This is a genomic window from Winogradskyella pulchriflava (assembly GCF_042434315.1).
Lineage (GTDB): Bacteria > Bacteroidota > Bacteroidia > Flavobacteriales > Flavobacteriaceae > Winogradskyella > Winogradskyella pulchriflava.
Genome location: NZ_JBHLTQ010000001.1, coordinates 663731 through 677533, shown reverse-complemented (window position 1 = coordinate 677533; position 13803 = coordinate 663731). Strand labels below are relative to the sequence as shown.

Below are 13803 nucleotides of genomic sequence, written 5' to 3'. Positions count from 1 at the left end.
AATTACTCTAATCTTATATCTGAAACACTTGCACCTGTAGGAATCATTGGAAAAACATTGTCCTCTTTTTCCACTCTAACTTCTAAAAAATACGGACCGTCACAGTCTATCATTTCTTTTACTGCATCTTTTAAATCTGTTCGTTTTGAAACCTGTTTGGCGTCAATACCATATCCTTTTGCAATGGCTACAAAATCTGGATTTACCATTTCTGTTGAGGCGTAACGCTTATCAAAAAACAGCTGTTGCCATTGACGTACCATTCCGAGGAATTCATTATTGAGTACCACAATTTTCACTGGTACACGTTGCTGAAAAATGGTTCCTAATTCTTGAATGGTCATTTGGTAACCACCATCACCAGCTATCATTACGACCTCTCGCTCTGGTGCTGCCATTTTTGCACCAATAGCTGCAGGTAATGCAAAGCCCATTGTACCCAATCCGCCAGACGTAATGTTACTTTTGGTTTTGTTGAAATCGGCATAACGACATGCAATCATTTGGTGTTGACCAACATCACTCACTATCGCAGCTTCGCCTTTGGTTTGGATGTTAATCTCCTTTAACACCTCTCCCATGGTTAAACCTTCTTTTGTAGGATGCAAGTCGTTTTTAATGACTTTATTGAATTCTATTTCATATAAGTCTTTAAATTTTTGATGCCATTCGCTGTGCGAATTAGCATTAAGCAATGGTAACAAAGCTTTTAAACTTGCTTTAGCATCACCTAAAACAGCGACATCTGTTTTTACGTTTTTATCAACCTCAGCTGGATCAATTTCAAAATGAACAATTTTGGCTTGCTTTGCATAGGTTGCTAGATTTCCGGTTACACGATCATCAAATCGCATTCCGATAGCAATTAAAACATCACATTCGTTGGTTAATACATTTGGTGCATAATTACCGTGCATACCTACCATACCAACATTTAATGGATGTGAAGTAGGAATAGCCGAAGCACCTAAAATAGTCCATGCAGAAGGAATTCCAGCTTTTTCAATAACGGCTTTAAATTCTTCTTCAGCTTGCCCTAAAATGACTCCTTGTCCCCAAACAATCAATGGTCTTTTAGCATTGTTTATTAAATCTGCAGCAGCTTTTAGTGTTTTCTCACTTGTGTCTGGTACAGGTTTGTAACTTCTTACTCCTTTGCATTTTTCATATTTAAAATCGAATTCTTCAAACTGAGCATCTTTTGTAATATCAATAAGCACAGGACCTGGTCTTCCGCTTTTGGCAATGTAAAATGCTTTTGCAAATACCTCAGGAATTTCTGAAGCTTTAGTAATTTGATGATTCCACTTGGTCACTGGAGTCGAAATACCCACAATATCCGTTTCCTGAAAAGCATCACTACCTAATAAATGTGAGCCAACTTGACCTGTAATACAAACCATTGGAGTACTGTCTATTTGAGCATCTGCAATACCAGTGATTAGATTGGTTGCGCCAGGACCAGAAGTTGCTATGGCGACACCAACTTTTCCAGATATTCGCGCATAACCTTGCGCAGCATGTGTTGCACCTTGCTCATGACGTGTTAAAACATGATGTAGTTGGTCTTGGTACTTATATAATTCATCATAAACAGGCATAATTGCTCCTCCAGGATATCCGTAAAGAATATCGACACCTTCCGCCAATAAGCATTTGATAATGGCTTCGCTACCGGAAATACGTTCGGTAGTTTGAGTGTCTTTTGATTCGTTTTTTATTGTTTTTGTTTCCATATTTTCCTGCGAAGGCAGGAATCTCATCCTACCGTTTTATGGTTTTTATTTTATACCTCTCGCTTCGCTTGAGGTTTGATTTAGTTTTTTTCTCAGCTATTGGTTTTTTCGACTGAGAGATTCCTGCTTTCGCAGGAACTAGAATTCATCAGTAACACAACCTTTTGAAGCTGATGATACTGTTTTTGCATATTTATAGAGGACTCCACGTTCAAATTTTAAATCTGGTGCTGTCCATTTTTTTCTTCTTTTTTGAAGTTCTTCTTCAGATACTTCTAAAGAAATTGAATTTGTTTCGGCATCGATAGTGATGATATCTCCATTTTCTACAAAGGCAATCGTACCTCCTTCTTGAGCTTCTGGTGTAATATGTCCAACGACAAAACCATGTGTACCACCAGAGAATCTTCCGTCCGTAATTAAGGCAACATCTTTACCTAAACCCGCTCCCATAATGGCGGCTGTTGGTTTAAGCATTTCGGGCATTCCTGGTCCACCTTTAGGACCTTCATATCTAATGACGACAACATCTCCTTTTTCTACTTTTCCATCTCTAATTCCGTCGTTTGCTGCATATTCACCTTCAAAAACTTTTGCTTTTCCTTTAAAACATAAACCTTCTTTTCCTGTTATTTTAGCCACACTTCCTTCGGATGCCAAATTGCCATAAAGCATTCTTAAATGTCCTGAGATTTTGATAGGCTCTTCAATTGGTTTTATAACATCTTGACCTTCTGTTAGGTCATCAACATCCAATAAATTTTCGGCAATGGTTTTTCCTGTAACAGTTAAACAATCTCCGTGAATTAAGCCTTTCTTTAAAAGGTATTTTAATACTGCAGGAATTCCGCCAACAGCATGTACATCTTCCATAAGGTATTTTCCACTTGGCTTTAAATCAGCTAAAAAAGGTGTATTATCACTTATATCTTGAAAATCTTTAAGTGTGAAATTAATCTGAGCAGCTCTTGCTATAGCTAAGAAGTGTAATACTGCATTTGTAGAACCTCCTAAAATGGTGACTAGTCGTACAGCATTTTCCAGAGATTTTCTAGTAATAATATCTGAAGGTTTTATATCCTTCTCTAGTAAAACTCTTAAGGCTTCACCTGCTTTTACTGATTCTTGCTTTTTGGCATCACTCAACGCTGGGTTTGATGAATTAAAAGGTAAAGTCATACCCAAAGCTTCTATAGCAGAAGCCATTGTATTTGCAGTGTACATGCCACCACAAGCACCAGCTCCAGGACAGGCTTTTTCAACAATGTTTTGATATTCGTTTTCAGACATTGTACCAGCTACTTTGCTTCCCCAAGCTTCGAACGCAGAAACTACATCTAGCTTTTTTCCTTCATGGCAACCAGAATCAATAGTTCCTCCATATACTAAAATAGAGGGACGATTCAAACGAATCATTGCCATTAAAGCACCTGGCATATTTTTATCACAGCCAACAACAGTTACCAAACCGTCGTAACTCATCGCTTGTACAACAGTTTCCATAGAATCTGCAATAATATCGCGAGAAGGTAGTGAGTAGCGCATTCCAGGTGTTCCCATAGAAATGCCATCGCTTACTCCAATGGTGTTGAAAATTAAACCTACGACGTCTTCGTTTTTTGTGCCTTCTTTGACCAGTTTCGCTAAGTCGTTAAGGTGCATATTACAAGGGTTACCTTCGTATCCAGTGCTTGCAATACCTACTATAGGTTTAAAAAAATCTTCCTTTGTTAACCCAATAGCATGCAACATTGCTTGAGCTGCTGGCTGCGTTGGATCTTGAGTAACGGTTTTACTGTATTTGTTTAATTGGCTCATAATTTAAATCAGGCAAATAAGGATTTGCGCAATCTAAATTACTTGTTATGGTATGTTTTATATTGAGGATTTAAGGTATTCCTCTAAACTCAATTAACACGACAGTATATCAAAACATTGATAATCAAAATTTTACATCTAAATAAATATGATGTTCAAAAGTGGTAATTTTTTATATCCTAAAAAGAAATTTAGGATGAATGAAAAAATACTTGCGTACTTACTTTAGAAAAACGTCTAAACATTTCCATAACACCACAGTATTTTTCAACGGAAAGGTTTACGGCTTTTTTACATTTGCTTTCGTTTAGATCTTTACCATAAAAATGGTAATCTACATTTACGGTATGATAGTATTTGGGATGCTCATCAGTAAGTTCACCTGAAACTTCCATTTTAAAATCATCTAGTTCTACTTTCATTTTATCTAAAATAGAAATAACATCTAAACCAGAGCAACCTGCTAAAGAGGACAGCATCATAGCTTTAGGCGATAAACCAAAACGCTCCTCAGAACCTTCTACATTGGTGTCCATTACTACTGTTTTTCCGCTTGGATTATCGGATTCAAAAGTTAATCCACCTTTCCAATGTGTTGTGATTTTATGTGACATTGATAGTACTTAAAGATTTAAGTGTCTAAAGTACTTAAAGTCCACGTTCCATACAAAATTAAATTGAGTGCAATTAATCCATTTTTACTTATTAACTTTAAACACTTTAAGTATTTGTAACTATTAAACTTTAAAAATGGCATTAGTAACACCATTGTCTGCGGACCACGATTTAGAAACCAAGGAATTGGCTGAATTTTTTAATGAAACCCTTGGGTTTTGCCCAAATTCAGTATTAACCATGCAACGTAGGCCTGCAATATCTAAAGCATTTATAAATTTGAACAAAGCAGTTATGGCTAATGAAGGTAGAGTCACCTCAGCCTTAAAACGAATGATTGCTTGGGTAAGCAGTAACGCTACTGGTTGTCGCTATTGCCAAGCACATGCCATTAGAGCTGCTGAACGTTATGGCGCTGAGCAAGAGCAATTAGATAACATTTGGGAATATAGAACGCATTCAGCATTTTCTGAAGCTGAACGTGCAGCATTAGATTTTAGTTTGGCAGCAAGCCAAGTACCAAATGCCGTTGATGCAACTATTAAAAAGCGCTTATATGATCATTGGGATGAAGGCGAAATTGTAGAAATGCTTGGTGTGATTTCACTCTTTGGTTACCTGAACCGTTGGAATGATTCTATGGGCACTGATATTGAAAAAGGTGCTGTTGAAAGTGGCAACAAATATTTAGGAAAACATGGTTATGAGGTTGGAAAGCATGATGGGTCTGTTTATTAGAATACAATAAACAGTTGCCAGTATGTCATTCCCGCGAAGGCAGGAATCTTGAGCTTATAACCTTACTAGAAATAGTGAGGTATTTTGTTTTATCCACTTCCCTCGTTCATGTGGAGGCTTTACTCATTTTTGGTTTTGTTTTTCAGTTCCAAATCATACATTTGAGTAAACCGACAAAAACACGTATGAATACATTACCACTAAAAATATTATTCCTTTTCTTGTTGTTCTTATTCTCAATTTCATGCTCTCACAAAGTAAATCAACTAACAACTCAAGAAAAAAATACTGATAAAGCAGAAATAGAAAAACTAATCTCAACTCTTTCGTGGGATTCATTTATAATTTATACTAACTATGCTACCACATTTGAGATTACGAATAAAAATGTTGCCATTTTAGAAAGTAAAGGAAAAAGCATAACACCGTATTTGGTCAATGCCTTAAAAGATGAAGAAAAAACAGTTATTGCACATATTATACTAACAAATATTTGGGAGCCCGAGGTTAATTTTATTAATTACTATTATTGTGTTGAAAACCCTTTTTATGAAATGCATTATCAATGTTTAATTAATAACTTAAAATGGTACATGCCAACGACAGAAAACAATACCCGTCAAATTGATGAACATGACCAAGATAGAATTTTTAAATATTGGGTAAATAGAACAAGTGATTAACTTAAAATTTCCTTTACCTTCTTCCGCAACTCAGGCACCACCAATTCCTCAAACCAAGGATTCTTACTTCTCCAAAACCGATTGGTTGGTGATGGATGTGGAATTGGAAAATACTTTGGTAAATAGATTTTATAATCGTCAACTCTCTCTGTCAACGTCTTTTTATCATCTAAATAATATTGCTGTGCGTACGCTCCAATTAAAATAATCAACTCAACATGAAGCATTTTATCTAACAATTGTTGATGCCATTGTGGAGCACATTCTGGTCGTGGTGGTAAGTCGCCTGTTTTTCCTTTTCCTGGATAGCAAAAGCCCATGGGTATAATGGCAAAGTTTTCGGTATTGTAGAATTGCTCATCGGTTACTCCCAACCACTCTCTTAGTTTCTTTCCACTTTGGTCGTCCCATGGAATTCCAGATTCATGAACTTTAGTTCCTGGTGCTTGGCCTATAATTACAATCTTAGAATTTGGATGTGCTGTTGCAACAGGTCTTGGACCAAGTGGAAGATGTGCTTTGCAAATGGTACATTGACTTATTTTGTGAAGTAGTTCTTCCAAAGCATAAAATTTAATTAGATTCTGAAATAAATTCAGAATGACAAGTTACTTCTTTCCAGCGACCACAATAACAATCTCACCTTTTGGAGGTTTATTGGTGTAATGTTCTAAAACCTCTTTGGCTGTTCCTCTAATGGTTTCCTCATAGAGCTTTGTCAATTCTCTTGAAACAGAAACTTGTCTGTCTTCACCAAAATACTCGCAAAAATGTCCTAAGGTTTTAACCAATTTATGCGGACTTTCGTAAAAAATAATGGTTCTGGTTTCTTCTGCCAATAATAAAAGTCGTGTTTGGCGACCTTTCTTTACAGGCAAAAAGCCTTCGAAAACAAATTTATCGTTTGGTAAACCACTATTTACCAACGCTGGCACAAATGCGGTTGCACCAGGCAAACAATCCACTTCAATATTATGTTCTACACAAGCTCTTACCAATAAAAATCCTGGGTCAGAAATGGCAGGAGTGCCAGCATCACTTATCAATGCGATAGACATACCAGATTTTAGTTTTTCTATTAAGCCATTCACCGTTTTGTGCTCATTGTGCATGTGATGGCTTTGCATCTGTGTAGAGATTTCAAAATGTTTTAGAAGTTTTCCCGAAGTTCTGGTGTCTTCTGCTAAAATTAAATCGACTTCTTTTAAAACGTCTATAGCTCTAAAGGTGATGTCTTTTAAGTTTCCTATTGGTGTTGGTACCAGAAATAACTTCATATTTACATTTGTTATAGCTCAAATTTACAATCTTTTCCTTTTCTTAACGCAACCATTTGATGTATTTAGCATCTTTATAAAAATAAAGAGTTTTAAGTAGGAAAATTCTAGACCAACTGTTATAGTATTGAAATCATCCTCTTTCTCTTTTCATTGGCAAAAAAACATGATATTGATGATTATAAAACTATTGCGCTTTTTCTTTTTATGTCTTCTATGTGTACAAGTGCATAGTCAAACCACAGATTTATCAATAGCAATTGAAGCTCAAAACTTAAGTGGAACCGCAATATCTCAAATAGATATTTACGAAGATTTTCAATATTTAATCACCATATCAAATTCCGGAAATGCAGTTAATGACGCTTCAATTTCTGTAGATTTTGATGATGATATAACTATAATATCTTCGAGTTCTCAAAACAATGTAAACGGAGCTTCAGATGTTTCTGGAATTAATATTACCAATAATGTTTTAACAGCATTAATCCCAGATATGCCCAATAACTCTAGTGTAGAATTATTGGTTTTAGTAACTGCTCCAACAAATTTGGGAGGTATTGCGGCTAACGGTACTATAACACCTCCACAGGGCACTACAGATACAAATACTAGCAACAATCAATCCATTATATCTATCGATGTTCTGGATGTTATTATTGATTTTTCTGTAACACATACGCAAATCCAACCATCACCAGGCACTGCTATAAATGCTTGGGGAGATGAAGTTACTTACCAATTTACTATTACTAATAATAGTGCTATTGATTTTCCTATAGATGTTATAAGAGGTGCGCTAAGTTTGGCAACGAGTATAGGTAATGGGCAGCCATTTGCAGAATTTGTTTCTTTGACTTGCCTTAGTGGTACTAATGGAATACCGTGTCCTGATTTAACAAATTTTACTGGTAATGTCACAACGGTTGATCCTGTGCTTAACTCGGTATTTGTTTATAATGCACCATTAGTTATGAGTTCTGGAGGAAGTATTTCTTTTGAAGTTGTGTATAGATATAATAACTTCTCATGTTCGCTTAATCCAATGCCTATTGATGTAAATAGTCTAATTCAGATAGAGCTGGATCATGCAAATATATCTTCTAATAATTCTAATAATGTTATAACAAATTTACTAAACGCAGATACTTGCCCACAAACAGATATTTGTATTGAAACTGTGCAAATCAATCCAGATATCACAGAAAACCTACAGTACAACCAAGACATTACATTAGAAACCACTGTTTGCAATAATGGCCCTTCTGATGCTCCAATGCGTTTCTTTCTTCAAAACTTAACACCAGCTATTCCTTGGAATATAATATCCATCACTTGTTTAGGCACTACAGGTCCTATTACATGCACTGATTTTGTAATTACTGAAAATGGTCAAATATGGCTAAGTAACGATTTCGTCTTACCTGCTAATACCACTATAACCATTGAAACGATTTTACAATTTGAGGAACCTCCTTGCAGCCCTACACCAAACTTAATACAAGTGGTACTGCGAAGTGGTACTAACCTTTTAGACTCTCAGTTAGTAGATACTAATGTTGAAAATAATATATTTAATAACAGTCTTTTCTTTCCAGGACTAGAACCTTGTAATAATGATGTTTCAGATATTCAGGTAACAAAAACACAAATAAGCCCACAGTTGCCTATTGGGAGTTCCACACAAAACACTTCAGAATGGGGAGATGTTATTTACGAAATTACTGTTACAAATGTTGGTGAAACTGATGAGCCAATTCTGGTACAAGACCACATGCCTGTTCCTGGACCAAATAGTGTGCCTATTCTTGGTACTTTAACAAATGTAGAATGTATAGGCACAACTGGAACTGCATCTTGTTTTAATATTGAAAACGCACATGTTGGTGTAACCTTTGACGGCCTCACTGAGGATGGAAGCTTCGATACGTTTTGGGAAATTTTACCAGAAGACAATTGGATTTTACCTGCAAATAGTTCCGTTACTTTCAGTGTTACCGTAAATTGGATACCAGAATGCTCCACAAACCCAATGGTCGGCACCAATGTCGTTAGGGTAGATTACGCTTCTATATTTGATATAAATACAACTAACAATGTAGCTATTGTTAATACTTATTTTGCTCCATGTATAGATTTAGTAGTTCAAACATATCCTGAATCTTCTCAAGTTGATACTGGTGAGACTTTTAATTGGATAGTTGACGTTAGCAATAGTACCACGAGTTCTGATGCTATAAATGTTTTATTTGAAGATACCATTAATCCTGCTTTTACTATTACAGGAACACCTTTTTGCACAATAACTTCTGGCAATGCAACCTGCATTTCAAATTTTAATGTAGTAGGAAATCTTATATCAGGAACGATACCTTCAATGGAGGCAGGTTCTACCGTAAGAATAACGATTCCTGTTACTGCACCGAATTTTGGCGGAGCTTTTAATAATATTGCTGAAGCCTTTCCGAATGCTGCTGACAATGAAGAGTTAACTCCAGAAACGAATATATCTATTAATAGTGTTCAGGTGATTTCGCCAGTGCTTGACAAAGTTTTCTCTCCTTCTACAATTTTTGAAGGCAATGAAAGTGAGTTGGTTTTTACAGTTTACAATATTGCTACAAGTCCAACTCAGAATAATATTTCGTTTACGGATAATCTGCCTATGGGTGTATTTCTTTCCGGAGTACCCAATTGGGTTCAGGCTAATGGCTGTACAACAACTTTTATAGGCAATGTTGGTGATGACTTTGTTGGCGTAACAGACCTTGTTTTTCCAGAAGGTGTAGAGAGCTGTACGTTTTCTGTTATGGTAACCTCTAACGCTGCAGGAATTTACCTTAATAATTTTGAAAACTTTACCAATACCAATAATATTGATGTTTCTCAAACCTCTGCAACTCTCAATGTTATTGTTGACACTTCCAATGTAGATATTGAAATTATAAAAACAGTTACTCCTACTGATGTATCAATAGGTGAAGAAGTAACATTTACAATTACAGCCACCAACTTAGGTACCACCACAGCAACTGGTGTTGAAATTTCTGATTATCTACCTCTGGGATATCAATACATTTCTGCTACTCCAACTTCAGGTGTTTTTGATAACAACACATTGCTATGGAGCATTTCCAGTTTAGGTATAAATGAAACTGCAACATTGAGTTTAGTAGCTCGTGTCTTATCCTCAAACGACTTACTAAATATTGCTGTTTTGAGTAATCTAAACGAAATAGATAGAAACCCATCTAATAATGAAGACGATGCTTTAGTTGAAGTTTCCGATTGTTTGGTTATACCTGAAGGCATTTCACCTAATGGAGATACAATAAATGATACGCTCGTGATTCCGTGTATTGAAGATTATCCTGATAATATCATTAAAATCTATAACCGTTACGGCACTCAAATATTTGAGTCTAGAAATTATCTAAACACATGGAATGGTAAGGCAAATATGGGAGTTTTAAAATCTTCAGAACTACTTCCAGTTGGCACATATTTCTATGTTTTAGAAGTGAAAGAAATTCAAAAACCGTTTGTGGGTTATGTTTACTTAAATTATTAGGAAGGGTGCGCAAACAATTTCTTGCGCTTACTATTTAGCTAAATTTCCCTTCTACAATTTCAATAAAACGCTCTTCATAGTCTTCTTTTCCTTCCCAATTGTTGTAATCTGGTTTTACCATATTGAAGATTAACGCTCTGGCTTCCGATAAAGAGTTTGTTGTGTTAATTTGAGAAACCACACGATCATAATCTTCATTCTTACCTTCAAATAAATGCTTAATAAAAGCCAATTTGTCATTTAAACCAATTTGAAGGCTTTTATCTTTTAGTTTGTCGTTTAAGGATTTCTTTCTTTCTTCAGCTTCACGCTTTTTGGCCTCATCTATAGGTTCAAATTCAGGAATTTCCGCAAAATCAGACGTTATGGTTTCAAACTCAATTGTTGTCGGTTTTTCATTAGAAACGGCTTCTTCAATCATAACATCAACTTGCTGGGTTTCTTCAGGCATTTGCGCCACCATGTCTTTAATTTTTTCCATTACAGGCTCCATGATACCATCATCTTCTACCTCATCTAAATTGATGTAAGTTTTATTTCCAACCTCAATATTATCGCTCACTTTGTTATTAAACGCCGTATCTAACATACCAAAAAAGGAAGAGTCATTACCAATTGTAGGCATGTCTTTTTCAAAATTCTCTTGGGCAAATTTTAAAACGGTTAGCTTTTCGTAAAGTTTAGCAACTTCCTCATGCATTCTATCAACGTCTTCTCTACCTTTAAGTTTTAGAATCCTATGAGCAATACTAACTAATTCTGATTCTAATTTCTTTTTCATGTGTCTTTTGTATTTTTTTGTTGTCACACGGAACCTTTAATTTTAAAATAATAATTTAAAGATAAAGTGATTATTATTTTAAAAATGACGGTTTCATTTTTACTTTTGATTTTTAATAAATTTACTTGACCTTTATACAAACGAAAAAAGGTGGTTATTTAGTGCTAAATTTACGAAATGTTTCTTGAAAATACGGTAAATCATAAAGAACAATTTGGATGGATTGAGGTAATTTGTGGGTCAATGTTCTCTGGTAAAACCGAGGAATTGATTCGTAGGTTAAAGCGTGCAAAATTTGCAAGGCAAAAGGTTGAAATTTTTAAACCTGCCGTAGATGTACGTTATGATGATGAAATGGTAGTCTCTCACGATTCTAATGAAATTCGTTCAACTCCTGTCCCAGCGGCTGCTAATATTCCCATTTTAGCGGATGGCTGTGATGTAGTAGGAATTGACGAAGCTCAGTTTTTTGATGATGAGATTGTTAGGGTTTGTAACGACCTTGCCAATAAAGGTATTAGAGTTATTGTTGCTGGTTTGGATATGGATTTTAAAGGCAATCCATTTGGGCCAATGCCTTACCTTATGGCAACCGCAGAGTATGTTACAAAGGTACATGCCATTTGTACAAAAACAGGAAATCTGGCACAATATAGCTATAGAAAAGCAAAAAGTGATGACTTGGTTTTACTAGGTGAAGTTGACGAATATGAGCCTTTAAGTAGAGCGGCTTACTATAAAAGTATGTTGCGCGACAAGGTAAGACAGATGAAAGTAAATGACGCAGAAGAAATACAAGGTAAAGAAAAAGAGCCTGATGCCTAAAGCCAAAGAAACCGTCCTCGAAATTGATTTAGCTGCGCTAACCCATAATTTTGATTACTTAAAATCTAAATTAAAGCCAACGACTAAGTTTTTGGCTGTAATAAAGGCTTTTGCCTATGGTAGCGATTCTGTTGAAATTGCCAAGCATCTTGAACATCTAAAAATCGATTACTTTGCTGTTGCCTATGTAAAAGAAGGCGTCGTTTTAAGAGATGCTGGCATAACTACTCCAATTCTGGTACTACATCCACAGCCTGTTAATTTTAAAACCTTAATTGACCGTTGTCTAGAACCAAGCCTTTATAGCGCTAAGGTTTTAAATGCGTTTATAAAAGTTGCCAAAGAACAATCTCAAAACAACTACCCAGTACACATTAAATTTAATACAGGCTTAAATCGTTTGGGTTTTTGGGAAAATGATGTGGATTATATTTGTTCGCAATTGAAGGACACAACATCTATTTCCGTAAAATCTATCTTCTCTCATTTAGCTGCAAGTGAAGCTGTTGATGAAATTCACTTTACAAAAAAGCAAATCAAAAACTTTGAAGGGATTGCCAAAGCTTTTGAAACTAAAACAGGCCAGAAACCTTGGTTACACCTTTGTAATACATCTGGTTTAATCAATTATCCGGAAGCGCATTTTGATATGGTACGTAGCGGAATTGGACTATACGGTTTTGGAAATTCGGCCAAAGAAGACGAAAACTTAAAACCTATAGCAAGTCTAAAATCAGTGATTTCGCAAATTCATAAGATTGAAAAAGACGAAACCGTAGGTTATAATAGAGCATACAAAGCTAGTGGGTTTGAAAAAACCGCTACAATTCCTGTCGGACACGCAGATGGTATTGCTCGTATATATGGTAAGGGTAAGGGCTTCGTTATTATCAATAATAAAAGAGCACCAATTATTGGAAACGTTTGTATGGACATGATTATGGTAAATGTTACCGATATTGATTGTTATGAAGGTGATGAAGTCATTGTTTTTGATGCCACTCATAAAGCCTCAACATTGAGTGAGTCTGCAAATACAATTTCATATGAAATTTTAACCGCAATATCTCAGCGCGTTAAGCGCCTTTTGTTGAGATAGAAAATTATTTTTTTTATAAGTGACTTTTTTATTTAACTTAGTGTCTTATAACATATCAACTAACTATTAAAAACACTAAATTATGTTAAAAGAGTTTAAGGAATTTGCAATGAAGGGTAACCTTGTAGACATTGCAGTAGGTTTTGTAATGGGTGCCGCTTTCAATAAAGTTGTAGCATCCTTCACAGGAGGGATTGTATCTCCGTTAATTGGATTATTATTTGATTCAGATTTTAAATCATTAAAATATAAATTAAAGGATGGTGAATTAAACGATGCTGGAGAAATGGTCGGAGAAGTATTTTTAGAATATGGTACATTTTTAACCAACGTTATTGATTTTATTATTGTAGCATTTGTAATGTTTATGGTTGTGAAAGGTGTAAACAAAATGAAGAAAAAAGAAGAGCCTGCTCCAGAAGCACCAGCTGGACCATCTGAAATTGATTTATTAATGGAAATCAGAGATTCTTTAAAAAAATAAAATAGCGTTACCGCTACACTATTATTTTAATAATTAAACCCAGACGTAATTGTCTGGGTTTTTCTTTACAATTGTTAAATATATAACATTTTGTTATTTGTTGTTAAAAGCGCTTATATATTTAAATTATAAGGCTTTTTTTTATGTAATTTTGGGGCTACAATTTAATCAAAAGT

12 protein-coding genes are annotated in these 13803 nt (G+C 35.2%); 6 read left to right on the top strand and 6 right to left on the bottom strand.

The features are described 5' to 3' along the window. Positions 1–2: 2 nt before the first annotated feature. The 3 genes from ilvB to ACFFGA_RS02990 all read right to left on the bottom strand — a co-directional run bounded on the left by ilvB (position 3) and on the right by ACFFGA_RS02990 (position 4168). Positions 3–1736, bottom strand: coding sequence for a biosynthetic-type acetolactate synthase large subunit (gene ilvB, locus ACFFGA_RS03000; RefSeq protein WP_386059444.1), 1734 nt, complete (start codon positions 1734–1736; stop codon positions 3–5). Between the two features lie 138 nt (positions 1737–1874). Next, positions 1875–3554 (bottom strand): dihydroxy-acid dehydratase, encoded by a 1680-nt coding sequence (gene ilvD, locus ACFFGA_RS02995; RefSeq protein WP_386059441.1) that lies wholly within the window; start codon positions 3552–3554, stop codon positions 1875–1877. 191 nt (positions 3555–3745) lie between these two features. Then, positions 3746–4168: an OsmC family protein gene (locus tag ACFFGA_RS02990; RefSeq protein WP_386059438.1), complete on the bottom strand. Its 423-nt coding sequence runs from the start codon at positions 4166–4168 to the stop codon at positions 3746–3748. Positions 4169–4304: 136 nt separating this feature from the next. Here ACFFGA_RS02990 and ACFFGA_RS02985 point away from each other — a divergent pair, with 136 nt between their 5' ends. Both ACFFGA_RS02985 and ACFFGA_RS02980 read left to right on the top strand, forming a co-directional pair. Continuing rightward, a complete protein-coding gene (locus tag ACFFGA_RS02985; protein ID WP_386059435.1) occupies positions 4305–4907 on the top strand; it encodes a carboxymuconolactone decarboxylase family protein in 603 nt (200 codons plus the stop codon). Positions 4908–5068: 161 nt separating this feature from the next. Further along, a complete protein-coding gene (locus ACFFGA_RS02980) occupies positions 5069–5590 on the top strand; it encodes a hypothetical protein (RefSeq protein WP_386059432.1) in 522 nt (173 codons plus the stop codon). Here the strand turns inward: ACFFGA_RS02980 and ACFFGA_RS02975 are convergent. After that, entirely contained in the window at positions 5587–6153 is a 567-nt protein-coding gene (locus tag ACFFGA_RS02975; RefSeq protein ID WP_386059429.1) for a uracil-DNA glycosylase family protein, read from the bottom strand. The two genes, ACFFGA_RS02980 and ACFFGA_RS02975, sit on opposite strands and share 4 nt — an antisense overlap. A gap of 45 nt (positions 6154–6198) precedes the next feature. Beyond that, entirely contained in the window at positions 6199–6867 is a 669-nt protein-coding gene (gene rsmI, locus ACFFGA_RS02970) for a 16S rRNA (cytidine(1402)-2'-O)-methyltransferase (RefSeq protein WP_386059427.1), read from the bottom strand. A 175-nt stretch (positions 6868–7042) separates the two neighbouring features. Between rsmI and ACFFGA_RS02965 the strand changes: the two genes are divergently transcribed. Beyond that, positions 7043–10438: a DUF7933 domain-containing protein gene (locus ACFFGA_RS02965; protein ID WP_386059424.1), complete on the top strand. Its 3396-nt coding sequence runs from the start codon at positions 7043–7045 to the stop codon at positions 10436–10438. A 34-nt stretch (positions 10439–10472) separates the two neighbouring features. Here the strand turns inward: ACFFGA_RS02965 and ACFFGA_RS02960 are convergent, their stop codons facing one another. Continuing rightward, positions 10473–11219, bottom strand: a complete 747-nt coding sequence (locus tag ACFFGA_RS02960; protein ID WP_386059421.1) for a DUF8457 domain-containing protein — start codon at positions 11217–11219, stop codon at positions 10473–10475. A 177-nt stretch (positions 11220–11396) separates the two neighbouring features. Between ACFFGA_RS02960 and ACFFGA_RS02955 the strand changes: the two genes are divergently transcribed. From ACFFGA_RS02955 to mscL, 3 genes are all read left to right on the top strand, one after another. Next, on the top strand, positions 11397–12044 hold the full coding sequence (locus ACFFGA_RS02955; protein ID WP_386059419.1) for a thymidine kinase: 648 nt from the start codon (positions 11397–11399) through the stop codon (positions 12042–12044). Beyond that, entirely contained in the window at positions 12037–13143 is a 1107-nt protein-coding gene (alr, locus tag ACFFGA_RS02950) for an alanine racemase (protein WP_386059416.1), read from the top strand. The genes ACFFGA_RS02955 and alr overlap by 8 nt, the downstream gene beginning before the upstream one ends. An 82-nt stretch (positions 13144–13225) precedes the next feature. Then, positions 13226–13627, top strand: a complete 402-nt coding sequence (gene mscL / locus ACFFGA_RS02945; protein ID WP_386059413.1) for a large-conductance mechanosensitive channel protein MscL — start codon at positions 13226–13228, stop codon at positions 13625–13627. Positions 13628–13803 lie beyond the last annotated feature (176 nt).